This is a genomic window from Streptomyces sp. NPDC014623, from assembly GCF_043088245.1.
GTDB lineage: Bacteria > Actinomycetota > Actinomycetes > Streptomycetales > Streptomycetaceae > Streptomyces.
Genome location: NZ_JBIBZU010000011.1, coordinates 237,624 through 262,947, shown reverse-complemented (window position 1 = coordinate 262,947; position 25,324 = coordinate 237,624). Strand labels below are relative to the sequence as shown.

The following is a 25,324-nucleotide window of genomic DNA, read 5'->3' as shown; positions in this document are numbered from 1 at the left end:
GGGGACCCTGTGGGAGAGTAGGACGCCGCCGAACAATTATTCCGGGAAAGCCCCGTGCCCTTGTGGCACGGGGCTTTTCTGCGTTCTGAGCGCCCCTGCCTGTCAGGGCACGATTACCGGCTTGGGGAAGACCGGCAGCCCGGTGTTCGGCCGGGTCGAAGCCGGCTGAGCCGTCTCGACGGAGTCCTGGAACTGATGGTTCTGAGCACCCCTGAGTTCGGGGTATGCTTTACCTCGTTGCCGCAAGGCAGCAGGCCCCAATAGCTCAGTCGGTAGAGCGTCTCCATGGTAAGGAGAAGGTCTGCGGTTCGATTCCGCATTGGGGCTCAACGCAAAGAAGGGCCCCCGCCAATGGCGGGGGCCCTTCTTTGCGTTCGGGGCACGTCTGCCGCGGGCTCACACAGGTGCAGCCAGGACAGTCCCACTTGATAGGCAAGCATCTACTTACCTATGGTGTCGTCCATGGCGGATGATGTCTACAAGGCCCTGGCCGACCCCACCCGTCGGCGAATTCTGGATGAGCTGGTGGACCGGGACGGCCAGACGCTGTTCGAGATCTGCGCACGGCTGGTGACCAAGCACGGTCTGGGGCTGTCCCGCCAGGCGATCAGCCAGCACCTGGCCGTCCTGGAGTCCGCAGGCCTGGTCCGTTCACGGCGGCAGGGCCGCTACAAGTTCCACGACCTGAACACCGAGCCCCTTGAGCGCATCGTGACCCGATGGCTCAGGCCTGATTCACCGGAGAGCACCCCATGAAGATCCACCTTTCCAGCGTCTTCGTCGACGACCAGGACAAGGCGCTCCGCTTCTACACGGACGTACTGGGCTTCGTGAAGAAGACCGAGGTCCCGCTAGGGGAGGACCGGTGGCTGACCGTGGTCTCACCCGAGGCTCCCGACGGAACCGAACTGCTGCTGGAGCCCGACGGCCACCCCGCGGTGAAGCCGTACAAGGAGGCGCTGGTCAAGGACGGCATCCCGGCCACGTCCTTCGCCGTGGACGACGTACCCGCGGAGTTCGACCGGCTGCGTGGACTCGGCGTGCGGTTCACCCAGAAGCCGCTGCGGATGGGGCAGGTCACCACTGCGGTACTGGACGACACCTGCGGCAACCTGATCCAGATCGTGCACAGCGAGTAGAGGCCGGCCGGGGGAACGGTGGCTGCTCTCCGCTTGTCACACCGGTGGGCGCCGGGGCCGCCTGCCGGTCCGGTGCGGGCGCTCCGGAGTGTGCCGTTGCTCAGGCAGCCACGCTTCCGGCAGCCGGTGCCGGCTCGGCCGGGACGACAGGCGTCAGAGCCGGAGGAGACACTGCCTCAGACGCTCTGCGGCTCCGGTACGCGCATGGCCAGGATCGCCATGTCATCGGATGCGGGCTCCGCGGCGAAGCGTTCGACGGCCCGCAGGATGCGCCCCGCGACCGCGCCGGCTGTCAGGCCCGTGCACACGGCGAGGACGTCGGCCAGCCCGTCGTCGCCCAGCATGCGGGCGCCCTCGCGGCGCTCGGTGACCCCGTCGGTCACGCACAGGAGCACATCGCCGGGCTCCAGAGTGACCTCCTGCTCGTACAGCTCGAGGTCCTCGATGACTCCCAGCAGCGGCTGGGGCTCGGCAGCGGCTTCCACGGTGCCGTCCTGGCGTAGACGCAGGGGGAGCGGATGGCCGGCGCAGACCACCTTCAGAAGGGCGCTGCCGTCCTCCTGGGGCCACAACTCCCCGTAGAGCAGCGTGAGGAAGCGGCTGCGTGCGCCCTCGTCCAGGATGGCGGCATTGAGCCGCTCCAGTACCGCAGGGCCGCCGAACCCCTCGCGGGCCAGAAGACGCAGGGCGTGCCGGGCGAGACCCGTGACTGCCGCAGCCTCCGGGCCCGTACCGCAGACGTCGCCGATGGCGAAGCCGTAGGCACCGTCGCGGATGGGGAAGACGTCGTAGAAGTCGCCGCCGACCTCGTTGCCCTCACCCGCCGCACGGTAGATGACCTCGATCTCGACGTTGGGTACATCGGGCAGGCCGGGCGGCAGCAGGCTGCGCTGGAGCGACTGGCTGATGGCCATGCGCTCCGAGTACAGACGGGCGTTGTCCAGGGCCAGAGCGGCCCGCCGGGAAAGGTCCTCGGCCAGCTCCAGAATCTCCTGGCGGAAGTGCTCGTCGGAGGGCTTGCCGAGCGTGAGCATGCCGATCACGCGGTTCCTTGCCACCAGTGGCAGGACCACGGTCTCGCCTCCCACCGCAGCCGCCGTGGCCAGAATGGTGCGGGTGGCCGCTCCCATGCTCAGGGGGGCGTCCCTGCCCAGGGTGCGCTTGGACGTGCGCAGGGCTGCCTGGTGACCGGCTTCCGTAGGCGCCGGCCAGATCCGGGCGCCCGGAGCCGGGACGGGGTCCGGTGGGGCGATGGAGGAGAGCAGGTCCTTCAGGCCGTCGATGCGTTCCTCGTCCTCGTGGAGGACGTAGGAGAGGAAGGGCTCCGAGGACTGGTCCGCGATGGTGTAGACGGCGCACCACGTAGCCAGTGTGGGCACGGTCATCTGTGCCATCAGTGCCAGGGTCTGGTCCCTGTCCAGTGTTCCGGCGAGCAGGTCCGACGCCTCGACGAGGAAGGACAGCGAGCCGCGGCGCAGACGCTCCAGTTCGCCGAGCCTGGCCGACTCGACGGCCAGCGCGATGCGGTCCGCTGCGAACTGCAGGCGCAGGGCCTCCTCGTTGGAGTAACGCCCAGCAGCTTCGGCCGCGACCCCGAGGGAGCCCGTGAGGCGGCCCTCGACCTTGAGCGGGACCGTGACGACCGAACGCATGCCGGTGTCAACGAGCAGCGGCACAGCGCCCGGTACGACGGAGAGGTCCTCGTGGACGGCGGGCATGCGGGCGGAGCCGTAACGGCCCGTCCCGGCCTCGACGGGAACCCGGGCGAAGCGCTGGCGGGCCGAAGGGAGGCCGGTGGTCGCACGGACCTCCAGCTCGGTCTCGTCATCGGTGGCCAGCAGCAGGAACGCGGCGTCGGCGTCCAGCATGTCGCGTGCCCGCTCGACCGTGCGCTGCAGCAGCCCGTCGAGGTCGTCGGGGGCGGGGGAGCCGATGAAGATTTCGAACGGGTCCGTGGTGCGGTTTTCGGCCGACGCGTCGGAGACGGGCGCACGGGCCGGTGTCTGGAGCACGGCGCGTTCGTAATCGCGTACGAGGAGGCAGACGGTGGAGGGCTCTCCGTCGGCGTCGCGGACCCTGAGGTGCGAGGCGTACACCGGAATGACGCGGCCGTCGGCGCCGCGGATGCCGTAGCTGCCCTCCCACCGGGAGAGCCGCAGCGCTTCGGCGATACCGGTGTTGGTGCCCGGGGTGTGCGGCCACGCCACGAAGTCGGTGAACTGCCTGCCGTCGACCTTCTCCGCGGCGTATCCGAAGAGGAAGGCGGCGTCGTCGTTCCACGAGGCGATGGATCCGGAGCCGTCGATCTGCACGACGGCCACCCGCACGCGCTGTTCCGCCACCGGCAGGAGCGCGGTCGGCAGGACCGGGCTCGCCGAGCGGATGCCCACGGGGCGCTCGGGAAGATCCAGCTGGAACCAGACGTGCTTGTGCGCCGGGGTGTACTCGACGCCCCAGCGGGAGGCGAGAGCGGCGCAGAGCAGCAGGCCACGGCCGCCCTCCCGGTCAGGGCTGCCGAAATCGAGGCCTGAGCCCTGGAGCGGGACCTCCCGCTCCGGGTAGTGGTCGGACACCTCGACGCGGACGCCGTCCTCGGTGCGCAGACAGAGCACATCGGCTGCCGTGCCGGCATGCACGACCGCATTGGTCACGAGTTCGCTGGTAAGGACGACGGCGTCGTCGACGACATCCGTGTAACCCCACCCCTGAAGGGTGTCGCGGACGAAAGCGCGGGCGGTCGCGACCGAACGGCCGACCGGATCGAAGGTGGCAGCCGCGCGCGCGGTGATCACAGCACTCCCCATTTGGTGTCTCGTCGCTCCCCGAGTCCTGTGCCCGTATGTCGCCGCTTCGATTCGACTGCCAGGCTAGACGCTCGCCGGGTGTCCCGGGTACACGAGGGCGGACTTGGATGCCCGGGGCCTCCGGCGGTCGTGCGCCGGGCGCACAACTTGGGTCGCCCGGTGAGGGAAATGGGACAACCATGCGACCTTCCCCGCCCTCCCGCGCCGGCCTGGTACGTTTCAACGATTTGACGACCGCATAGTCACCCGTCGACGGTGTGCTGTGGCGGTGAGCGAAAGTGGAAGTGGGCAAGCTTCCGACAACGGCCCTAGCGATACGGTCAACCCCTGCGGGAGGGACACGGTGGAGTCTGGCGTGGCGGCGCGGGGTTCAGGAACGCGCACAAAAGGCGGGCAGTCCGTGAAAAAGCAGCGCAACGGGACGATCGATGTGGATGCGGCAGCTCTCAACAGACTGCTCGCGGCCCTCGTGGCGATGCGTGACGGAAACTTCCGCAGGCGGCTCACCGTCTCCGGCGACGGCGTGCTCACCGAGATCGCTGCGGTCTTCAACGAGGTCGCTGACCGGAATCTGCACCTGACGGGCGAGCTCGCCCGGGTGCGGCGCGTGGTCGGACGCGAGGGAAAGCTCACCGAGCGCCTGGAGACCGGCGCCTGCGAGGGGTCCTGGGCGGCTGCGATCGACGCCTCCAACGAGCTCGTCGACGACCTGGCGCGACCCGTGTCCGAAGTCGGACGAGTACTCTCCGCGGTCGCCGACGGTGACCTCGAGCAGCGGATGGAGCTGCGCACCCATACGGCGGACGAGACGGTACGCCCGCTGCGCGGGGAGTTCCTGAAGGTCGCCCGCACCGTCAACAATCTGGTCGATCAGCTGTCCGCGTTCACCGAACAGGTGACGCGGGTCGCGGTCGAGGTGGGTACCGAGGGCAAGCTGGGCGGACAGGCCCAGGTGCGTGGCATGTCCGGGTCGTGGAAGGACCTCACGGACTCCGTGAACACCATGGCCTACCGGCTGACCGCACAGGTGCGCGACATCGCCCTGGTGACGACGGCCGTGGCCAAGGGCGACCTCTCGCGGAAGGTCACCGTCCATGTGGCCGGTGAGATGCTCCAGCTGAAGAACACCGTCAACACGATGGTGGACCAGCTGTCGTCGTTCTCCTCCGAGGTGACCCGGGTCGCCCGTGAGGTGGGTACCGAGGGAGAGCTGGGCGGACAGGCGACGGTTCCAGGGGTGGCCGGGGTCTGGAAGGACCTCACCGACTCCGTCAACACGATGGCCGGGAACCTCACGTCGCAGGTGCGCGGCATCGCCGAGGTGACGACGGCGGTCGCCAACGGCGATCTGTCCCAGAAGGTCACGGTGAGCGCCCGGGGCGAGGTCGCGCAGCTCGCCGAGACGATCAACCAGATGACCGAGACGCTGCGTACTTTCGCCGACGAGGTGACGCGAGTGGCGAGCGAGGTCGGTGGCGAGGGGCTGCTCGGCGGCCAGGCCCAGGTGCCGGGTGCCGCGGGCACCTGGAAGGACCTCACCGATTCGGTGAACACGGTCTTCCGGAACCTGACGACACAGGTGCGTGACATCGCGCAGGTGACCACCGCTGTGGCCAGTGGTGACATGACGCAGAAGGTCACCGTCGATGTGGCCGGTGAGATGCTGGAGCTGAAGAACACCGTCAACACGATGGTGGACCAGCTCCAGGCCTTCGGTTCGGAAGTGACCCGGGTGGCGCGGGAGGTCGGCGTCGAAGGCCGTCTCGGCGGCCAGGCGGAGGTGCCGGGCGCGGCAGGGACGTGGAAGGACCTCACCGACTCGGTGAACACCGCCTTCCGCAACCTCACGGGCCAGGTGCGTGACATCGCGCAGGTGACCACGGCCGTCGCCAACGGCGATCTGTCGCAGAAGGTCACCGTCGACGTGGCCGGCGAGATGCTGGAGCTGAAGAACACCGTCAACACGATGGTGGCGCAGCTGTCCAACTTCGCCGACCAGGTGACGCGGATGGCGCGGGACGTGGGCACGGAGGGCCGCCTGGGTGGTCAGGCACGTGTCGACGGTGTCTCCGGCACGTGGAAGGAGCTCACCGACTCCGTCAACTTCATGGCCGGGAACCTGACCTCCCAGGTACGCCAGATCGCCCAGGTGACCACGGCGGTGGCGCGGGGTGACCTGTCGCAGAAGATCGATGTGGACGCCCGGGGAGAGATCCTTGAGCTGAAGAACACCATCAACACGATGGTCGACCAGCTGTCCGCCTTCGCCGACCAGGTGACCCGGGTGGCCCGCGAGGTGGGCACGGACGGCCGCCTCGGCGGCCAGGCACAGGTACCCGGTGTGGCAGGCGTGTGGCGTGACCTGACCGACTCGGTGAACGGCATGGCCGGGAACCTCACCGCCCAGGTCCGCAACATCGCGCAGGTCGCCACGGCGGTGGCGCGGGGTGACCTGTCGCAGAAGATCGATGTGGACGCCCGGGGAGAGATCCTTGAGCTGAAGAACACCCTCAACACCATGGTCGACCAGCTGTCGAACTTCGCGGAGCAGGTGACCCGGGTCGCCCGTGAGGTGGGCACGGAGGGCATCCTGGGCGGCCAGGCGGAAGTACAGGGTGTCTCCGGCACGTGGAAGGACCTCACCCAGTCCGTCAACGGCATGGCGAACAACCTGACCCTCCAGGTGCGCAACATCGCCGAGGTGACCACCGCGGTCGCGAAGGGCGACCTCTCCAAGAAGATCACCGTCGACGCCAAGGGCGAGATCCTCGAACTGGTGACGACGGTCAACACCATGGTCGACCAGCTGATGAACTTCGGTGACGAGGTGACGAGGGTCGCCCGGGAGGTGGGGACCGAGGGCATCCTCGGCGGCCAGGCCCGGGTGCGCGGTGCCACAGGCATCTGGAAGGACCTCAGCGAGAACGTCAACCTGATGGCGAACAACCTGACCAGCCAGGTACGGAACATCTCCAGGGTCTCCTCCGCGGTCGCCAACGGCGACCTGACGAAGAAGGTGACGGTCGAGGCACGCGGCGAGGTCGCCGAACTGGCCGACACCGTCAACACGATGGTGACGACCCTGTCCTCGTTCGCCGACGAGGTGACCCGGGTGGCCCGCGAGGTGGGCACCGAGGGAGAGCTGGGCGGCCAGGCACGTGTCCCGGGTGTCTCGGGCACCTGGAAGGACCTCACGGAGTCGGTGAACTCGATGGCGTCCAACCTGACAGGCCAGGTGCGGCAGATCGCCACGGTGACCACGGCCATCGCCAAGGGCGACCTCACCAAGAAGATCGACATCGACGCGCGTGGTGAGATCCTTGAGCTGAAGAACACCATCAACACGATGGTCGACCAGCTCTCCTCCTTCGCCGAGCAGGTGACCCGGGTGGCCCGCGAGGTGGGCACCGAGGGGCAGCTGGGCGGTCAGGCCAGGGTCAGGGACGTCGACGGTACCTGGCGTGACCTCACCGAGTCGGTGAACGAGATGGCGGGGAACCTGACCCGCCAGGTGCGCGCCATCGCGGCCGTCGCCACCGCGGTGACCCGCGGCGATCTCAATCTCAAGATCGACGTGGACGCGGCCGGCGAGATCCAGGTGCTGCAGGACAACATCAATACGATGATCGCCAATCTGCGCGACACCACGCTGGCCAACAAGGAGCAGGACTGGCTCAAGGGCAACCTCGCCCGGATCTCCGGTCTGATGCAGGGACGCCGGGACCTGGACGACGTGGCGTCGCTGATCATGAGCGAGCTGACACCGGTCGTCTCCGCCCAGCACGGTGCGTTCTTCCTGGCCATGGCCACCGGCGAGGGGGACGAGGTCGGGTCGGACGCCGGCAGCGAGCACGCGTACGAGTTGCGCATGCGCGGCAGTTACGGCTACTCGGCGGGGTCCATGCCGACTTCCTTCCGGCCCGGTGAGACCCTCATCGGCACGGCGGCCGTGGAGAAGCGGACGATCCAGGTGGACAACGTGCCGCCGGGTTATCTGAAGATCTCCTCCGGGCTGGGTGAGGCGCCGCCCGCACACGTGATCGTGCTGCCCGTGCTCTTCGAGGGCCAGGTGCTCGGTGTCATCGAACTGGCGTCCTTCCAGCCGTTCACACACATCCAGCGGGACTTTCTCAACCAGCTCGCCGAGATGATCGCCACGAGCGTCAACACCATCAGCGTCAACACGAAGACCGAGAAGCTCCTCGAACAGTCCCAGGAACTCACCGAGCAGCTGCGCGACCGTTCGCAGGAGCTGGAGAACCGGCAGAAGGCGTTGCAGGCCTCCAACGCCGAGCTGGAGGAGAAGGCGGAACTGCTCGCGCAGCAGAACCGCGACATCGAGGTGAAGAACACCGAGATCGAGGAGGCCCGGCAGGTCCTGGAGGAGCGCGCCGAGCAGCTCGCCGTCTCGATGCGCTACAAGTCCGAGTTCCTGGCCAACATGTCGCACGAGCTGCGCACGCCGCTCAACTCGCTGCTCATCCTGGCCAAGCTGCTCGCGGACAACGCCGAGAGCAATCTCTCGCCGAAGCAGGTGGAGTTCGCCGAGACGATCCACGGAGCGGGCTCCGACCTGCTCCAGCTGATCAACGACATCCTCGACCTGTCCAAGGTCGAGGCGGGCAAGATGGACGTCAGCCCGACCAGGATCGCCCTGGTGCAGTTGGTCGACTACGTGGAGGCGACGTTCCGCCCGCTCACTGCGGAGAAGGGACTCGACTTCTCCGTACGGGTGTCTCCGGAGCTGCCCGCCACGCTGCACACGGACGAACAGCGGCTGCTGCAGGTCCTGCGCAACCTCCTGTCCAACGCGGTGAAGTTCACCGACAGCGGCGCCGTCGAGCTGGTCATCCGGCCGGCCGGGCCCGACGTGCCGAACGCCATCAGGGAACACCTGCTGGAGGCCGGCTCACTGCGTGACGCCGACGGTGACCTGATCGCCTTCTCGGTCACCGACACCGGTATCGGCATCGCGTCCAGCAAGATGCTGGTGATCTTCGAGGCGTTCAAGCAGGCGGACGGTACGACCAGCCGTAAGTACGGTGGAACCGGTCTCGGTCTCTCCATCAGCCGCGAGATCGCCCGTCTGCTGGGCGGGGAGATCCACGCGGCGAGCGAACCGGGACGTGGCTCGACCTTCACGTTGTACCTGCCCCTGCACCCGAGCGAGCTGCCTCCGCAGGGCTATCCGCAGACGGGGCCCGGGCCCATCGAGGTCCACGCGAGTTCCGCCGAGGGCGCCCTGCGCCTGGAGGCACCGCAGAGCACCGGGACCGAGCAGTCCCTGGGCGGTTCCGGTGACTCCGCCGGGGCCTTCCGGCGCCGGCGCAAGGCCCTGGGCGGGACCGCGCAGCGCCCCGCCCTGCCGAACGGCAGGTCCGGGGAGGAGGCCGCGGCGCCGGAGGAGTGGGTGCAGAGCGTCCAGGAGGAGCCGGAAGCGCGCCGGACGTTCCGCTTCCACGGGGAGAAGGTACTGATCGTCGACGACGACATCCGCAATGTCTTCGCCCTTACCAGCGTGCTGGAGCAGCATGGACTTTCGGTGCTGTACGCGGAGAACGGACGTGAGGGTATCGAAGTCCTGGAACAGCACGATGATGTGACGATCGTCCTGATGGACATCATGATGCCCGAGATGGATGGGTACGCGACCACGACGGCGATTCGCCGGATGCCGCAGTTCTCGGGGCTGCCGATCGTCGCACTGACCGCCAAGGCGATGAAGGGCGACCGTGAGAAGGCGATCGACTGCGGAGCCTCTGACTACGTGACCAAGCCGGTCGATTCCGACCACCTGCTGTCGGTGATGGAGAATTGGATGCGCGGAGAGTGACCGCGCGGCGGGAGGGCCGCCGGACTTCGTCGGGCGGCTGTGTCCGTAGGGTGTGAGTGTGCCGATTCCGGGGAACCTTCTGGTCTCCGGCCGCGTTTTCGTTATGTGCACAGTGACATCGCGGTGACAGGGTGTGGTGACGGGCAGGGTGCGGCTACCATGACCGGCACAAGGACGGACGGCGTAAGGGAGTCGTCCCCTGGGGCGGCACCCGGTGCGATTCCGGGGCGAGGAGGACGGGCCATGGTGCAGAAGGCCAAGATCCTCCTGGTCGATGACCGGCCGGAGAATCTGCTGGCGCTGGAGGCCATCCTCTCTGCGCTCGATCAGACACTGGTACGGGCATCGTCAGGGGAGGAAGCGCTCAAGGCGCTGCTCACGGACGATTTCGCGGTCATTCTGCTGGACGTACAGATGCCCGGCATGGACGGTTTCGAGACCGCCGCGCACATCAAGCGGCGGGAGCGGACCCGGGACATTCCGATCATCTTCCTGACCGCGATCAACCACGGCCCGCATCACACCTTCCGGGGTTATGCAGCGGGTGCGGTGGACTACATCTCGAAGCCCTTCGACCCCTGGGTGCTGCGCGCCAAGGTCTCGGTCTTCGTCGAGCTGTACATGAAGAACTGTCAGCTGCGCGAACAGGCGGCGCTCCTGCGGCTCCAGCTCGAAGGCGGCGCCCACCAGAGCACCGACGAGAAAGAGCCGGCCGGCCTGCTCGCCGAGCTCTCGGCGCGGCTCGCCGCGGTCGAGGAGCAGGCGGAGGCCCTTTCCAAGCAGTTGGACGACGAATCGGCTGATGCCGCCGCCGTGGCCACCGCCGCCCATCTGGAGCGCAAGCTCACCGGACTGCGCCGCGCGCTCGACGCCCTGGGGCCCGGCGCGAGCGGTTCCGGGGCCACGCTGCCCTCGCAGGGCTGACCTGCGACAGCTGAGGCCGCGTCAGTTCGTCGCCTGTGCGGGGCGACACGGAAGGGTGAAGCGGTAGGCACACGTGTCCACAGTCGTCGGCACCGGTAACCTCAGTCACATGGCCTCACGTACGTCCGGCAAGGGTTCCCTGGGCACGGCGGGCACCGCGAAGGGTGCCGGCCGTACCCAGGGACCGGTGAAGAAATCCGCGCCCGTCAAGAAGGCCGCGGCGAAGAAGACGGCGCCCGTCAAGAAGACAGCCGCCAAAAGGGCACCTGCCAAGAAGGCGGTGGCGAGGAAAGCTGCGCCCAAGCCCGCACCGTCCCCCACGGGGGGTGTGTACAGGCTCGTCCGCGCGCTCTGGCTCGGTACCGCGCACGGCGTCGGGGCGGTGTTCCGCTCCATAGGGCGCGGCGCGAAGGGACTTGACCCGGCACACCGCAAGGACGGGCTCGCCCTGCTGCTCCTCGGCCTCGCGCTGGTCGTGGCGGCGGGCACCTGGTCACGTCTGCAGGGCCCCGTGGGTGATCTCGTCGAGATGCTCGTGACGGGTGCGTTCGGCCGGCTCGATCTACTGGTGCCGATACTGCTGGGTGCCGTCGCCGTGCGGCTGATCCTCTATCCGGAGAAGCCCGAGGCCAACGGGCGTATCGTCATCGGGCTCTCCGCCCTCGTCCTCGGCGTGCTCGGCCAGGTCCACATCGCCTGCGGCTCGCCCGGTCGCGAAGACGGCACCGACGCCATGCAGGACGCGGGCGGGCTGATCGGATGGGGCGCTTCCCAGCCCCTCGTCTTCATGATGGGCGATGTCCTCGCCGTCCCGTTGCTCCTGTTGCTCACCGTCTTCGGGCTGCTGGTCGTCACCGCGACCCCGGTCAACGCGATTCCCCGGCGGCTGCGGCAGCTCGGCGTCAGGCTGGGCGTCGTCGACCCGGTGTACGTGCCGGGTGAGGAGTACGGGAGTGACGACGAGCGGTACGACGAGCAGTGGCGCGACGCGCTGCCCGAGCGTTCGCGGCGTTCCCCGGCGCGACGCCCGGAGCCGGACGGCGTATACGACCCGGATCACACCGAGGGCGAGGCGCCGGCCAAGCGGCGCAGGTCCCGCAGGCTTTCCGCCCAGCCGGCGATGAACCGCTCCATGGACGCCGTGGACGTCGCGGCCGCCGCGGCTGCCGCGCTCGACGGGGCCGTGCTCAACGGGATGCCCCCGTCGCCGGTCGTCGCCGATCTGACCCAGGGCGTCTCCACGGACAGGGGAGGCGAACGGACCGGGACCCCGGTCCCCGGTGCGCGGTCGGCCGAGAGGACTCCGTCCGGTAACGGGGGCACGGTGAACGCCGCCCCGCCCACCGGCGCCGTCCCCGATCTGACGAAACCCGTCCCCGAGCGGTCCGAGGCGCTGCCCGCGCGTGCCGAGCAGCTTCAGCTCTCCGGTGACATCACCTACGCGCTGCCCTCGCTGGACCTGCTGGAGCGTGGCGGCCCCGGCAAGACACGCAGCGCCGCCAACGACGCCGTCGTCGCCTCGCTGACCAACGTCTTCACGGAGTTCAAGGTCGACGCGTCCGTCACCGGCTTCACCCGCGGCCCGACCGTCACCCGGTACGAAGTGGAACTCGGCCCCGCCGTCAAGGTCGAGAGGATCACCGCCCTCACCAAGAACATCGCCTACGCCGTCGCCAGCCCGGACGTCCGGATCATCTCCCCGATCCCCGGCAAGTCCGCCGTCGGCATCGAGATCCCCAACTCCGACCGGGAGATGGTGAACCTCGGAGACGTCCTGCGCCTCGCGGACGCGGCCGAGGACGACCACCCCATGCTGGTCGCACTCGGCAAGAACGTCGAGGGCGGATACGAGATGGCCAACCTGGCGAACATGCCGCACGTCCTGGTCGCCGGTGCGACGGGCTCCGGCAAGTCCTCCTGCATCAACTGCCTGATCACGTCGGTCATGGTGCGGGCGACTCCTGAGGACGTGCGGATGGTGCTCGTCGACCCGAAGCGGGTGGAGCTCACCGCCTACGAAGGCATCCCGCACCTGATCACGCCCATCATCACCAACCCGAAGAAGGCCGCCGAGGCACTCCAGTGGGTGGTGCGCGAGATGGACCTCCGCTACGACGACCTCGCGGCCTACGGCTTCCGGCACATCGACGACTTCAACCACGCGGTACGCGCCGGCAAGGTCCAGGCACCCGAGGGGAGCGAGCGGGAGCTCTCGCCCTACCCGTACCTGCTGGTCATCGTCGACGAGCTGGCGGACCTCATGATGGTGGCCCCGCGGGACGTCGAGGACTCCATCGTGCGCATCACCCAGCTGGCGCGCGCCGCCGGTATCCATCTGGTGCTCGCCACGCAGCGCCCGTCGGTCGACGTCGTCACCGGTCTGATCAAGGCCAATGTGCCCTCCCGGCTCGCCTTCGCGACCTCCTCGCTCGCCGACAGCCGGGTCATCCTCGACCAGCCCGGCGCCGAAAAGCTCATCGGAAAGGGTGACGGTCTGTTCCTGCCGATGGGGGCGAACAAGCCGACCCGCATGCAGGGGGCCTTCGTCACCGAGGCCGAGGTCGCGGCCGTCGTCCAGCACTGCAAGGATCAGATGGCGCCGGTCTTCCGTGAGGACGTGGTGGCCGGCACGAAGCAGAAGAAGGAGATCGATGAGGACATCGGCGACGATCTCGATCTGCTCTGTCAGGCGGCCGAACTGGTCGTGTCCACGCAATTCGGCTCGACATCGATGCTCCAGCGCAAGCTACGGGTCGGCTTCGCGAAGGCCGGCCGGCTGATGGACCTGATGGAGTCACGCAACATCGTGGGTCCCAGCGAGGGTTCCAAGGCTCGCGATGTCATGGTGAAACCGGACGAACTCGACGGTGTGCTGGCCGTCATCCGTGGGGAAACCGCTCCGTAGGAGTTATGCGGGCAACCGTTTCGCCCGGCCGTACGTCAAGTTGAAGAGAGGAGCAGCGGGATGGTTCGTCCCGCTCTCCGCCCTGTGCCCTGCCCGAGGGGCTGTCCGGCGAACCCGATGGCGTACAAAGCCATCGCTCCCGGTTGCCCCACCCTTTCGTACCACCCCTAGACTGAACATCCAGCAGGTGGCTCACGCTCGAAAGGCGCTCCCGTGTCCATCGGCAACTCCCCCGAAGACGACCGGCCTTCGATCGGTCGCGCGCTTCAGCAGGCTCGTATCGCCGCAGGTCTGACGGTCGAGGAAGTCAGCAGCTCCACCCGGGTGCGCACGCTCATCGTGCACGCGATCGAGGAGGACGACTTCTCCCGCTGCGGCGGCGACGTGTACGCCCGTGGCCATATCCGCATGCTCGCCCGCGCCGTCGAACTCGACCCCGACCCACTGATCGCGGAATTCGACGCCGAGCACGGTGGTGGTCCCGCGCCCACGCCCGCGGCTCCGCTGTTCGAGGCGGAGCGGATCCGTTCCGACCCTCGTCGGCCCAACTGGACCGCGGCCATGGTCGCCGCGATCGTCGCCGTGGTCGGGTTCGTGGGCTTCACGCTCTTCAACGGCGAGGACGAGGGTTCGGGCTCGACGCAGGTCGCCGAAGGCTCGACACCCGACAGGACCGGTCCCGAGCCCACCACGGCCAAGCCCGCCGACCCCAAACCCGTCCCCTCCGAAAGTGCCATCGCCGCAGCTCCGCTGGACAAGGTGACGGTCAGGCTGAGCGTCACCGAGAACAAGAGCTGGATTTCCGCCAAGGATCACAACGGGCGGCTGCTCTTCGACGGTCTGCTGGCCGAGGGTGAGTCCAAGACCTTCCAGGACGAGGAACGGATCGACCTGGTCCTGGGGGATGCCGGAGTGATCGATCTCTTCGTGAACGGCAAGAAGGTCGACGATCAGTTCGAGTCCGGTCAGGTCGAGCGGCTTTCGTACACCAAGGGCGACCCCGAGGTCGGCTGACCTTCATCCGTACTTCCGGGCGGTGTGTGCCAGGCAGTACTGCCTGGCACACACCGCCCGTGTGGTTCCCGTGTTCTTTCCGCCTCACGGGCCGCTCGCTCACTCTCCGTAGCGGCGAACCCTGCTCGGCAGGGTGAGTGCCAGGACGAAGTAGTCTTGAGCCCATGCCCGAACGCCGTACCGTCGCCCTTGTCACTCTTGGCTGCGCCCGTAACGAGGTGGACTCGGAGGAGCTCGCAGGCCGCTTGGCAGCGGACGGCTGGGAGCTCGTCGAGAACGCCACGGACGCGGACGTCGCCGTCGTCAACACCTGTGGGTTCGTCGAAGCCGCCAAGAAGGACTCCGTCGATGCCCTGCTCGAAGCCAACGATCTGAAGGATCACGGCAGAACCCAGGCCGTCGTGGCCGTCGGCTGTATGGCCGAGCGCTACGGCAAGGACCTCGCCGAGGCGTTGCCGGAAGCCGACGGAGTCCTCGGATTCGACGACTACGCCGACATCTCCGACCGTCTGCAGACCATCCTCAACGGCGGTATCCACGCCTCCCACACCCCCCGCGACCGGCGCAAGCTGCTGCCGATCAGTCCGGCCGAGCGCCAGGACGCCGCCGTCGCGCTGCCCGGACACGCCCAGGAGATCGCGCCCGCTCCCGCGGACCTGCCGGAAGGTGTCGCGCCGGTCTCCGGGCCGCGGGCACCACTGCGCCGCAGGCTGGGGACCAGCCCGGTCGCCTCGGTGAAGCTCGCATCGGGCTGTGACCGGCGCTGCTCGTTCTGCGCCATTCCCTCGTTCCGCGGCTCGTTCATCTCGCGGCGTCCCTCCGACGTCCTGGGAGAGACCCGCTGGCTCGCCGAGCAGGGCGTCAAGGAGGTCATGCTCGTCTCGGAGAACAACACCTCGTACGGCAAGGACCTCGGAGACATCAGGCTCCTGGAGACCCTGCTGCCTGAGCTGGCCGACGTCGAGGGGATCGAGCGGATCCGCGTCAGCTATCTGCAGCCCGCCGAGATGCGGCCGGGGCTGATCGACGTACTCACCTCGACCCCCAAGGTCGCCCCCTATTTCGATCTCTCCTTCCAGCACTCCGCCCCCGGGGTCCTGCGCGCGATGCGGCGGTTCGGCGACACGGACCGTTTCCTCGAACTTCTGGACACCATTCGGACGAAGGCGCCGCAGGCCGGTGCGCGTTCGAACTTCATCGTGGGCTTCCCCGGTGAGACGGAAGCCGACCTCGCCGAGCTGGAACGCTTCCTCACGGGCGCCCGCCTGGATGCCATCGGGGTTTTCGGCTACTCCGACGAGGAGGGGACCGAGGCCGTCGGCTACGAGAACAAGCTGGATGCCGACGTCATCGCCGAAAGGCTCGCGCACATCTCGCAGCTCGCCGAGGAACTCACCTCCCAGCGCGCCGAGGAGCGGGTGGGCGAGACGCTCCAGGTCCTCGTCGAGTCCGTGGAATCGGAGGAGGACGGGCCCGTAGCGGTGGGCCGAGCAGCCCACCAGGCGCCGGAAACGGACGGCCAGGTCGTCTTCACCGCACGCGAAGGCCTTGTGCCGGGCCTTATGGTCGAAGCGAAGGCAGTGGGCACCGAGGGAGTGGACCTCGTGGCCGAACACCACGAGCTTGCGGAGGCAGCCAGATGACAGGAGCCCCGGCGACCGCGGCAGGCGGCTCCGGCGCGACGCCGGCGCACCGCGGCGGCAAGCTGGGTGCGGCGGCTGTCAATCAGGCCGGTCTGTGGAACATCGCGAACATCCTCACGATGGTGCGGCTGCTGCTCGTCCCGGGGTTCGTCATGCTGCTCCTGCACGACGGCGGCTACGACCCGGTCTGGCGGTCGTTCGCCTGGGCGGCCTTCGCCGTCGCGATGATCACTGATGTCTTTGACGGCCATCTGGCACGCGCGTACAACCTGGTCACGGATTTCGGGAAGATCGCCGACCCGATCGCGGACAAGGCGATCATGGGTGCGGCGCTGATCTGCCTGTCGACGCTCGGGGACCTGCCGTGGTGGATCACCGGCGTGATCCTCTTCCGTGAGCTCGGCATCACGCTCATGCGTTTCTGGGTCATCCGGCACTCGGTGATCCCGGCCAGTCGCGGCGGGAAGGCGAAGACCCTGGCCCAGGGCATCGCCGTGGGCATGTACGTCCTCGCGCTGACGGGCCCCCTGGCGACCCTGCGGTTCTGGGTGATGATGGCCGCCGTCGTGCTGACGGTCGTCACCGGCCTCGACTACGTGCGCCAGGCCGTCGTGTTGCGCCGCCGCGGGCTGGCCGCTGCGCTGGAGGCGGTCGCGGCGGTGGCGGACGCGGAGAACACCTCCTCCGGTGTGCGGTGCTCGGCGCAGGAGGCGGGCGGGGCGGCTGAAGGAGTGGTGGAGCCTGCGGTGAAGTCCATCGGGGAACCGGTAGGGGACCGCGCGGTGGTCAGCCGGAAGGCCGCGGAGGCGGAGCGGTGACGTCGTCGGCGGCTCAGGTGCTGCTGCGGCGGCTTGAGGAGCGCGGTGAGTCGCTCGCGGCCGCCGAGTCCCTCACCGGCGGACTGGTGGCCGCCGAACTCACCTCCGTACCCGGAGCCTCGCGGTGCTTCCGTGGGTCCGTCACGGCGTATGCAACGCCCTTGAAGCGGGACGTTCTGGGCGTCGACGGCGCACTCCTGGACGAGCGCGGAGCGGTGGATCCGGACGTCGCGCAGGCGATGGCCGTCGGCGTACGCCGGGTTCTCGGCGCGGACTGGGGTGTCTCGACCACCGGGGTCGCGGGGCCCGAGCCGCAGGACGGCAAGCCTGTGGGGACGGTCTTCGTGGCCGTTTCCGGGCCGGACGGCGTGCGGAAAGTCGCCGAGCTGAGGTTGAACGGCGGGCGGGCGGACATCCGTAAGGAGACTGTACGGAGCCTGCTCGAACTGCTCTCGGGCGAACTCGGCGAAAATGCGAGGGCACAGGATACGGAACAGAACGGGGGGACTTGATGTTTGCAGCCCTGAGTGAACACGACATCGCTCCCCGCACGGCCGCAGCGCGAGGCGGTACGGTGGGGCGTGAAGGATGCGGCTACGCGGTCCGAGGAGGGAGCCACCGATGATTCTGCTCCGTCGCCTGCTTGGTGACGTGCTGCGTCGGCAGCGCCAGCGCCAAGGCCGTACTCTGCGCGAAGTCTCCTCGTCCGCCCGAGTCTCGCTCGGCTATCTCTCCGAGGTGGAGCGGGGGCAGAAGGAGGCATCCTCCGAACTGCTCTCCGCCATTTGCGACGCGTTGGACGTACGGATGTCCGAGCTCATGCGTGAAGTGAGCGATGAACTGTCGCTGGCCGAACTGGCCGAGTCGGCAGCAGCCAGTGATGCGGTACCTGTACCGGTACGCCCGATGCTCAATTCCGTCTCTGTTGCGTCGGTCGCCGGCGTACCGACGGGGCGGGTGACCATCAAGGCACCCGCCGAAGCGGTGGATGTCGTCGCCGCCTGACCGCACGGTTCGTGGCGCGAAGCCCCGGCCGGCCCTTCCAGGGCCGGCCGGGGCTTTTGTGTGCCGCGTGTGTGCAGGGCCGTTCATGGGGCAGGCGCTGGGTGAGGCCGGAGTGGCGATTCTTCGGAACAGCCACCCGAATGACCGTTTCGTTCCATATGTGGCATTGTGGACAGATGGTTGGTCGAAAAGCTATCTGAACGGAGAAGTGCATGTCTGTCGTGAAGAGCGCCCTGTCCGACGGCGACCGTAAGGTTGTGGGGGACGCGCTGCAAGGCGCGCTGGTCGACCTGGTCGACCTCTCGCTGGTGGCCAAGCAGGTCCACTGGAACGTGGTCGGCCCCCGCTTCCGATCCGTGCACCTCCAGCTCGACGAGGTCGTCGACACAGCGCGCCAGCACTCGGACACGGTCGCGGAGAGGGCTTCCGCGCTCGGGGTCAACCCGGACGGCCGGTCCCGGACGCTCGCGAAGACCACGGCCATCGATTCCGTGCCCGAGGGCTGGATCAAGGACGTGGACGCGGTGCGTGTGCTCGTCGACGCCCTTCGCGTGGTCATCGACCGCATGCGGGAGCGGATCGAGGCGACGGACGAACCGGACCCCATCAGTCAGGACATCCTGATCACACTCACCGCGGATCTCGAGAAGCACGCATGGATGTTCCAGGCGGAATCCGCGTGAGCAGATCAAGGGTGTAATCGTGGGATGACCTGGGGAAACGCATATCCCTACGTATCCCATGGCATCTCGTGGTCATACGGAAGAGTTCCGGAATCCAGGCCCCGGCCGGAAGGATTCCGGAACCGGAAACCGGCTCCGACCACTGGAACAACACCTCAAGATGTCCCAGGCGGAGAGCGCCTGAGCTCGAAATCGAGGAGGGAATTGCCGTGACGGACAAGAAGGCCATGGACAAGCTCAAGGGCAAGGCCAAGGAAGCGACCGGCAAGGTCACCGGAGACCGCCGCAAGGAGGCCGAAGGCAAGTCCGACCAGACCAGGGCCAAGGCCGAAGATGCCCTCGGCGCCACCGGAGACCGCGCCAAGGGAGTGAAGGACTCCCTCACCGACGACAAGTAGAGAACCACCCACCGGCGTGCCCCCGCGGATTCTGACCCCGGGGGCGCCGGCATGTCCGGGGGCAGAGAGCGCGCCGACGTGTCCGGGGCCGCGGGGCGCGGGTACAGCCCAGGGCCGCGGGATGCAGTCGGCGCCGACCCGGGGGAAACTGCGGGGGAGGGCCGGGTTCACCTCTCCCGGCAACGGCCTTCCGGAGAGGGCGCGCGCTGTCGCTCAGCTCGCGTCGTGCACGCCGGTAGCGTGCCGGTGCGCCCTCCCGTCGCGGATCATGCCGTACTAGCGTCGGCCGGAGGAGGCAGCCATGGTACGGCGATGGATGCCGGCGTTCGTCCTCGGCGGCGTGTGGTGGTGGGCGGTGCTTCGGCTGCTTCTGGAGCCGGAACACACCGGGGTGGTCGAGGGAGCGGTGGTGGCGGGAGGGTGGGGGCTGAGCCTGCTGCCGGTGCATGCGGCAGCCGTGGCGCGGCCTGAGCAGCCTGCCGATGAACCCCGGGCGGACCAGCCGGACATACCCTCCTAGCCTTTCAGCGAGCGCCCGCGGGCCTCTCAGCCCGCGACCACCACCATGGACCTAGCTTGTGGGACCTGCCTGGCAGCGCGGACACCAGTAGGCGGGGCGGTCGTCGCGGACCGCCTTACGGATGGGTGTGCGACAGCGCAGACAGGGGCGCCCGGCCCGCCCGTAGACGAAGAGGCGTTCTCGTGGGCGCCTGCGGGACATCGCTGCGGTCGCGGCGGTCGTGGTCCGTACCGGACGGTCGCGGTTGGCCTCCAGGAGCTGCTTGGCGGTGCTGACCAGACGGGTGGCGACGGGCAGGGGCAGCTCGCCCGTCGGGAGCCAGGGGGTCGCACGAGCCATGAAGCAGAGCTCACACATGTAGACGTTGCCGATACCGGCGAGATTGCGCTGATCCAGGAGAGCGTCCCCGACACGGCGGCCGGGGTCGGCGAGCAGATTGCGCAGGGCTGCGTCCGGGTCCCAGTCCGAGCCCAGCAGATCGGGACCGAGATGGCCGACGGCCTGATCCTCTTCCTCGGTACGGATCAGTTCGAGGACGGGCAGCCGGTAGCCGACAGCGGTGTGTTCCGCAGTGGCGAGCACGGCACGGATCTGGTGCTCAGGGCCGCCTCGCCAGTGCTCGCCATGGTCGTACACACGCCAGGCGCCCTCCATGCGCAGGTGGCTGTGGAGGGTGAGGCCGTTCTGGAAACGGGTGAGCAGGTGCTTACCGCGCGCCGTGACGTCCACCACGCTCCGGCCGGTCAGGTCGGCTGTGGCGAACCGGGGGACCCGCAGGTCGAAGACCGTCAGGACCTGGCCGGCGAGGGCCGCATCGAGACGTCGGGCGGTCTGCAGGACGGTGTCACCTTCAGGCATGTATCCATGATGCGCGGACAGGGCCAAGCGTGGTCCCCGGCCGTCCCGGAGCGGCCCTCAAGCACGCAGCCGCAGGCCGCGTGGCGTGGCGAGGAAACCGGCGGCCTCCAGGGCGGGGCCCAGCGAGGACGTGAGCGAGGAGACGCCGTTGACGCGCTCCACCGTGACCGTGCCGAGCATCCCCGCGCGGGCGGCCGACGCGAGCGCTTCGGCCGCGGCACGGAGCACCGGGCCGGCCGGGTCGGTGGGCCACGCGAGAAGAGACTTGCCTCCGCGCTCCATGTAGAGGGTGACCTCGCCGTCCACGAGGACCACCAGTGCCCCCGCCTTACGGCCCGGCTTGTGTCCCGCGCCGTCCGGCGACTCGGGCCAGGGCAGGGCGGCACCGTACGCGTTGGCGGGATCGGCCGCTGCGAGGACCAGCGCACGGGGAGCCGAACCGGGGTCCGCGCGGTCGCGTGCGGTGGAGGCAGCCCTGAGCCGGTCCACGGCACCGTCCATGGCGAACTGGGCCGCGCCCAACCCCTCGACGACGTAACCCCGGCGGGCCTGCCCGCTGTCCTCGAACGCGGCGAGGACACGGTAGACCGCTGAGAAACCACCCTCGACACCCTCGGCCTGTACCGCCCCGCGGGTCACCACGCCGTGACGGTCGAGGAGGGTCCGGGCCAGGGCATGCGCGCGATGGGTCGGCTCGGGTTCGGCCGGGGGCAGCAGCGACCAGCGTCCCGACACGGTCGGCGGACCGGTGCGGGACGCGGGACGGGCTGCCGCGGTCAGCGACCCGTACCGGCCTCGCGGCACATTGCGCCTTGCGCGGTGCGCGGTCGAGCCGGCCGTGCGCCCCGAGCCGAGGAGCGCACGCAAGGGGGCGAGCGTGTCGTTGGTGAGACGTCCGGACCAGACCAGGTCCCAGAGCGCGTCGGCCAGCTGGGGATCGGCGCAGTCCGGGTGGGTGGTCGCCCGGACCTGATCGGCGATCTGCCGGAAGAAGAGCCCGTACCCACCGGAGAGGACGGCGAGAACCGACTCGTGCAACGCGGTCTCCTCCAGCGGGCGGGGCGGCGGGAGGAGCAGGGGCGCGCTGTCGGCCAGGTGGAGGGAGAGCCAGCCGTCCTTTCCGGGAAGGGCACCCGCGCCTGCCCAGACGACTTCGCCGGTGGTGGTGAGCTCGTCGAGCATGGCGGGGGTGTAGCCCACGACACGGCTCGGCAGGATCAGCTTCTCCAGGGCGGACGCGGGCACCGGGGCGCCCTGCAACTGCTCGATGGCGCGGGCCAGCCCGTCGATGCCACGCAGGCTGTTGTCGCCGAGGTGCTGCCATCGGGGGAGGAAGCCGGCGAGGGCGGCGGGCGGAACCGGCTCCAGCTCCTGGCGGAGGGCGGCGAGTGAACGGCGGCGCAGCCGCCGGAGGATCGTGGCGTCGCACCACTCCTGGCCGATGCCCGCGGGGTGGAACTCACCCTGCACGACGCGGCCCGACGCGGTGAGCCGTCGCAGCGCCCCGTCGGTGACCGCCGGGCCGAGGCCGAAACGGCTTGCCGCCTGCGTGGTGGTGAACGGGCCGTGCGTACGGGCGTACCGGGCGAGAAGGTCGCCGAGAGGGTCCTTGACCGGCTCGGTGAACGCCTCGGGGACCCCCACCGGAAGTGCGGTACCGAGCGCGTCACGCAGCCGGCCCGCGTCTTCGACGGCTGCCCAGTGGGCGGTTCCGCCGATACGGACCTGGATCGCACGCCGGGACGTCGCCAGTTCCGGCGCCCACGCGGGCTCCGAGCCCCGCTCGGCGAGCTCGGAGTCCGTGAGGGGGCCGAGGACGCGCAGCAGATCGGCGGCCCCCTCGACGTCCTTGGCCTTCCTGTCGTCGGTCAGCCACTGGAGTTCCCGCTCCAGTTCGCCGAGGACCTCTGCGTCGAGCAGCTCGCGCAGTTCCGCCTGGCCCAGCAGCTCGGCCAGGAGATGTGAATCGAGCGAGAGGGCTGCCGCCCGCCGCTCGGCGAGGGGTGAGTCGCCCTCGTACAGGAACTGCGCGACATAGCCGAAGAGGAGGGAGCGGGCGAACGGCGACGGCTCGGGTGTGGTGACCTCGACCAGACGGATACGGCGCGCCTCCAGGTCACCCATCAGCTCGGTGAGACCGGGGACGTCGAAAACGTCCTGGAGGCATTCGCGAACGGCTTCGAGGACGATCGGGAACGAACCGAACTCGGAGGCGACCTGGAGCAACTGGGACGCGCGCTGACGCTGCTGCCACAGAGGGGTGCGCTTTCCGGGGCTGCGCCGGGGCAACAGCAGAGCGCGCGCGGCACATTCACGGAACCGGGAGGCGAACAGGGCCGAGCCTCCGACCTGTTCGGTGACGACCTGGCTGATCTCGCCCTTGTCGAACACCACGTCGGTGGCTCCGACGGGGGGCTGCTCGCTGTCGTGACCGACGGCGGGGGAGGCCGGGCCTGCACCGCCGTGTGCCGGGGCGCCACCGGCCCTGTGGCCCGCATCCACCTGGTCCGGGTCGAAATCGAGGAGGTCGAGACCCATCAGATCGGCGTCCGGCAGCCGCAGCACGATGCCGTCGTCCGCGTGCATGACCTGTGCGTCCATGCCGTACCGCTCCCCGAGCCGGGCGGACAGGGCGAGCGCCCACGGGGCGTGCACCTGGGCGCCGAAGGGCGAATGCACCACGACGCGCCAGTCGCCCAGCTCGTCCCGGAACCTCTCGACGAGGACCGTCCGGTCGTCCGGCACATGACCGCAGGCACGGCGCTGCTCGTCGAGGTAGGACAGGACGTTGTCAGCCGCCCAGGCGTCGAGCCCGGCGGCGAGCAGCCGGAGCCTGGCGTCCTCGGCCGACAGCCCGCCGAGCTCCCGGAGGAAGGCGCCCAGCGCGCGGCCCAGCTCCAGTGGACGGCCCAGTTGGTCGCCCTTCCAGAACGGCAGCCGGCCGGGGACGCCGGGGGCGGGAGAGACCAGAACCCTGTCCCTGGTGATGTCCTCGATCCGCCAGGACGTGGTGCCCAGCGTGAAGACGTCACCGACCCGGGACTCGTAGACCATCTCCTCGTCCAGCTCGCCGACGCGCCCGCCGCCCTTCTTCGGGTCCGCGCCGGCCAGGAAGACGCCGAAGAGCCCCCGGTCGGGGATGGTGCCGCCCGAGGTGACGGCGAGCCGCTGGGCACCGGGACGGCCCGTGACCGTACCGGTGACGCGGTCCCACACCACACGGGGCCGCAACTCCGCGAAGGCGTCGGACGGATAGCGTCCGGCGAGCATGTCGAGCACCGCGGTGAACGCGGATTCGGGGAGGGAGGAGAAAGGGGCCGCCCGGCGGGCGAGAGCGAGCAGGTCGTCGGCCTGCCAGCTGTCGAGCGCGACCGTGGCGACGATCTGCTGGGCGAGCACGTCCAGGGGGTTGGACGGGATCCGCAGTGCCTCGATGGCGCCCTCCCGCATCCGTTCGGTGACGACGGCCGCCTGCACGAGATCACCGCGGTACTTGGGGAAGACCACCCCGGTGGACACGGCGCCGACCTGGTGCCCGGCACGTCCCACCCGCTGCAGCCCCGACGCCACGGACGGCGGAGACTCGACCTGGATCACCAGGTCGACCGCACCCATGTCGATCCCCAGCTCCAGGCTGGAGGTGGCCACCACGGCGGGCAGCCGTCCCGCCTTGAGATCCTCCTCGACCTGTGAGCGCTGCTCCTTGGACACCGAGCCGTGGTGCGCACGGGCAAGGACGGCAGGCGCTCCCTTCGCAGCCCCGGACCGGGCCATGATCTCGGCGGGGGAGTGGGCCTCGGGGAGGTGTCCGTCGGCCTCCCGCTCCTCCTCGGGCGCGGCGCCGGCCGCCCGTTCGCAGGCGATCTCGTTCAGCCGGTTGCACAGGCGCTCCGCCAGCCGCCGGGAGTTGGCGAAGACGATCGTGGAGCGGTGCGACTGCACGAGATCGGCGATCCGCTCCTCGACATGGGGCCAGATCGACGGTTTCTCCGCCTGGCCGCCCTCGTCGCCGGTGGCGGGGGAGCCGCCCAGGTCGCCGAGGTCCTCCACCGGGACCACGACGGAGAGGTCGAACTCCTTGGCGGAAGGAGGCTGGACGATCTCCACCCTCCGCTGCGGTGACAGGAACCGCGCGACCTCGTCGACCGGGCGGACCGTCGCCGACAGCCCGATACGTCGCGCGGGCCGGGGCAGCAACTCGTCCAGACGCTCCAGGGAGACGGCGAGGTGGGCACCGCGCTTGGTGCCCGCGACGGCGTGCACCTCGTCCACGATCACCGTCTCCACCCCGGACAGCGCGTCCCGCGCCGACGAGGTGAGCATCAGGAACAGCGATTCGGGGGTGGTGATCAGGATGTCCGGCGGTCTCGTCGCCATCGAACGCCGCTCGGCCGGAGGGGTGTCTCCGGAACGGACGCCCACCCGCACCTCCGGTTCGGGCAGGCCGAGCCGCACCGATTCCTGACGGATCCCGGTCAGCGGCGAACGCAGGTTCCGCTCCACGTCGACGGCGAGCGCCTTCATCGGAGACACGTACAGCACGCGGCAGCGCTTCTTCGCCTCGGCCGGAGGCGGGACGGCTGCCAGTCTGTCCAGAGAGGCGAGGAAGGCGGCGAGCGTCTTACCCGATCCGGTCGGTGCCACGACCAGCACGTCCGAACCCTCACCGATGGCCCGCCAGGCACCCTCCTGCGCCGCGGTGGGCGCGTCGAAGGCTCCCGCGAACCAGCCGCGGGTCGCGGGAGAGAACGAATCGAGTGCGGAACCGGCCATGTCACCA

16 protein-coding genes and 1 tRNA gene are annotated in these 25,324 nt (G+C 69.2%); 14 read left to right on the top strand and 3 right to left on the bottom strand.

Annotation, left to right across the window (positions count from 1 at the left end; genetic code table 11):
- Positions 1-254 precede the first annotated feature (254 nt).
- From ACF1FZ_RS19880 to ACF1FZ_RS19870, 3 genes are all read left to right on the top strand, one after another.
- Positions 255-327: transfer RNA gene (locus tag ACF1FZ_RS19880), tRNA-Thr, on the top strand.
- A gap of 135 nt (positions 328-462) precedes the next feature.
- The gene (locus ACF1FZ_RS19875; protein ID WP_391774692.1) at positions 463-756 is read left to right on the top strand and encodes an ArsR/SmtB family transcription factor; all 294 of its coding nucleotides are present in this window, start codon (positions 463-465) and stop codon (positions 754-756) included.
- A complete protein-coding gene (locus ACF1FZ_RS19870) occupies positions 753-1,139 on the top strand; it encodes a VOC family protein (RefSeq protein ID WP_391774691.1) in 387 nt (128 codons plus the stop codon). The genes ACF1FZ_RS19875 and ACF1FZ_RS19870 overlap by 4 nt, the downstream gene beginning before the upstream one ends.
- Positions 1,140-1,315: 176 nt before the next feature.
- Here the strand turns inward: ACF1FZ_RS19870 and ACF1FZ_RS19865 are convergent, their stop codons facing one another.
- Positions 1,316-3,943: a SpoIIE family protein phosphatase gene (locus ACF1FZ_RS19865; RefSeq protein ID WP_391774690.1), complete on the bottom strand. Its 2,628-nt coding sequence runs from the start codon at positions 3,941-3,943 to the stop codon at positions 1,316-1,318.
- A 400-nt stretch (positions 3,944-4,343) separates the two neighbouring features.
- On the opposite strand from ACF1FZ_RS19865, the gene ACF1FZ_RS19860 reads away from it, so the two are divergent.
- The 11 genes from ACF1FZ_RS19860 (at position 4,344) to ACF1FZ_RS19810 (ending at position 19,686) form a co-directional block, all read left to right on the top strand.
- On the top strand, positions 4,344-9,776 hold the full coding sequence (locus ACF1FZ_RS19860; RefSeq protein ID WP_391774689.1) for a HAMP domain-containing protein: 5,433 nt from the start codon (positions 4,344-4,346) through the stop codon (positions 9,774-9,776).
- 243 nt (positions 9,777-10,019) lie between these two features.
- Positions 10,020-10,700 carry a two-component system response regulator gene (locus ACF1FZ_RS19855; RefSeq protein ID WP_391774688.1) on the top strand — a complete coding sequence of 227 codons (681 nt, stop codon included), beginning with the start codon at positions 10,020-10,022 and terminating at the stop codon, positions 10,698-10,700.
- A 109-nt stretch (positions 10,701-10,809) separates the two neighbouring features.
- Positions 10,810-13,605: a DNA translocase FtsK gene (locus tag ACF1FZ_RS19850; protein WP_391774687.1), complete on the top strand. Its 2,796-nt coding sequence runs from the start codon at positions 10,810-10,812 to the stop codon at positions 13,603-13,605.
- A gap of 213 nt (positions 13,606-13,818) precedes the next feature.
- Positions 13,819-14,619, top strand: coding sequence for a helix-turn-helix domain-containing protein (locus ACF1FZ_RS19845; protein ID WP_391774686.1), 801 nt, complete (start codon positions 13,819-13,821; stop codon positions 14,617-14,619).
- A gap of 164 nt (positions 14,620-14,783) precedes the next feature.
- The gene (gene rimO, locus ACF1FZ_RS19840) at positions 14,784-16,262 is read left to right on the top strand and encodes a 30S ribosomal protein S12 methylthiotransferase RimO (RefSeq protein ID WP_391774685.1); all 1,479 of its coding nucleotides are present in this window, start codon (positions 14,784-14,786) and stop codon (positions 16,260-16,262) included.
- Positions 16,259-17,080 (top strand): CDP-diacylglycerol--glycerol-3-phosphate 3-phosphatidyltransferase, encoded by an 822-nt coding sequence (pgsA, locus tag ACF1FZ_RS19835; RefSeq protein ID WP_391774684.1) that lies wholly within the window; start codon positions 16,259-16,261, stop codon positions 17,078-17,080. Before rimO ends, pgsA begins: the two co-directional genes overlap by 4 nt.
- A complete protein-coding gene (locus ACF1FZ_RS19830) occupies positions 17,077-17,592 on the top strand; it encodes a CinA family protein (protein ID WP_391774683.1) in 516 nt (171 codons plus the stop codon). The genes pgsA and ACF1FZ_RS19830 overlap by 4 nt, the downstream gene beginning before the upstream one ends.
- A gap of 109 nt (positions 17,593-17,701) precedes the next feature.
- On the top strand, positions 17,702-18,085 hold the full coding sequence (locus tag ACF1FZ_RS19825; protein ID WP_014153702.1) for a helix-turn-helix domain-containing protein: 384 nt from the start codon (positions 17,702-17,704) through the stop codon (positions 18,083-18,085).
- Positions 18,086-18,297: 212 nt separating this feature from the next.
- A complete protein-coding gene (locus tag ACF1FZ_RS19820; RefSeq protein WP_391774682.1) occupies positions 18,298-18,768 on the top strand; it encodes a Dps family protein in 471 nt (156 codons plus the stop codon).
- Positions 18,769-18,977: 209 nt separating this feature from the next.
- Positions 18,978-19,166, top strand: coding sequence for a CsbD family protein (locus tag ACF1FZ_RS19815; RefSeq protein ID WP_391774681.1), 189 nt, complete (start codon positions 18,978-18,980; stop codon positions 19,164-19,166).
- A 301-nt stretch (positions 19,167-19,467) separates the two neighbouring features.
- On the top strand, positions 19,468-19,686 hold the full coding sequence (locus ACF1FZ_RS19810) for a hypothetical protein (protein WP_391774680.1): 219 nt from the start codon (positions 19,468-19,470) through the stop codon (positions 19,684-19,686).
- Between the two features lie 51 nt (positions 19,687-19,737).
- Here the strand turns inward: ACF1FZ_RS19810 and ACF1FZ_RS19805 are convergent, their stop codons facing one another.
- Both ACF1FZ_RS19805 and ACF1FZ_RS19800 read right to left on the bottom strand, forming a co-directional pair.
- The gene (locus ACF1FZ_RS19805) at positions 19,738-20,544 is read right to left on the bottom strand and encodes an Fpg/Nei family DNA glycosylase (protein ID WP_391774679.1); all 807 of its coding nucleotides are present in this window, start codon (positions 20,542-20,544) and stop codon (positions 19,738-19,740) included.
- Positions 20,545-20,601: 57 nt separating this feature from the next.
- A complete protein-coding gene (locus tag ACF1FZ_RS19800) occupies positions 20,602-25,317 on the bottom strand; it encodes a DEAD/DEAH box helicase (RefSeq protein ID WP_391774678.1) in 4,716 nt (1,571 codons plus the stop codon).
- Positions 25,318-25,324 lie beyond the last annotated feature (7 nt).

Bases quoted from the DNA above. Each gene is read 5' to 3' on its own strand.
- rimO (WP_391774685.1), top strand. From the start codon at position 14,784: ATGCCCGAACGCCGTACCGTCGCCCTTGTCACTCTTGGCTGCGCCCGT.
- ACF1FZ_RS19825 (WP_014153702.1), top strand. From the start codon at position 17,702: ATGATTCTGCTCCGTCGCCTGCTTGGTGACGTGCTGCGTCGGCAGCGC.
- ACF1FZ_RS19875 (WP_391774692.1), top strand. From the start codon at position 463: ATGGCGGATGATGTCTACAAGGCCCTGGCCGACCCCACCCGTCGGCGA.
- ACF1FZ_RS19810 (WP_391774680.1), top strand. From the start codon at position 19,468: ATGGTACGGCGATGGATGCCGGCGTTCGTCCTCGGCGGCGTGTGGTGG.
- ACF1FZ_RS19800 (WP_391774678.1), bottom strand. From the start codon at position 25,317: ATGGCCGGTTCCGCACTCGATTCGTTCTCTCCCGCGACCCGCGGCTGG.
- ACF1FZ_RS19865 (WP_391774690.1), bottom strand. From the start codon at position 3,943: ATGGGGAGTGCTGTGATCACCGCGCGCGCGGCTGCCACCTTCGATCCG.
- ACF1FZ_RS19870 (WP_391774691.1), top strand. From the start codon at position 753: ATGAAGATCCACCTTTCCAGCGTCTTCGTCGACGACCAGGACAAGGCG.
- ACF1FZ_RS19850 (WP_391774687.1), top strand. From the start codon at position 10,810: ATGGCCTCACGTACGTCCGGCAAGGGTTCCCTGGGCACGGCGGGCACC.
- pgsA (WP_391774684.1), top strand. From the start codon at position 16,259: ATGACAGGAGCCCCGGCGACCGCGGCAGGCGGCTCCGGCGCGACGCCG.
- ACF1FZ_RS19820 (WP_391774682.1), top strand. From the start codon at position 18,298: ATGTCTGTCGTGAAGAGCGCCCTGTCCGACGGCGACCGTAAGGTTGTG.
- ACF1FZ_RS19805 (WP_391774679.1), bottom strand. From the start codon at position 20,544: ATGCCTGAAGGTGACACCGTCCTGCAGACCGCCCGACGTCTCGATGCG.
- ACF1FZ_RS19855 (WP_391774688.1), top strand. From the start codon at position 10,020: ATGGTGCAGAAGGCCAAGATCCTCCTGGTCGATGACCGGCCGGAGAAT.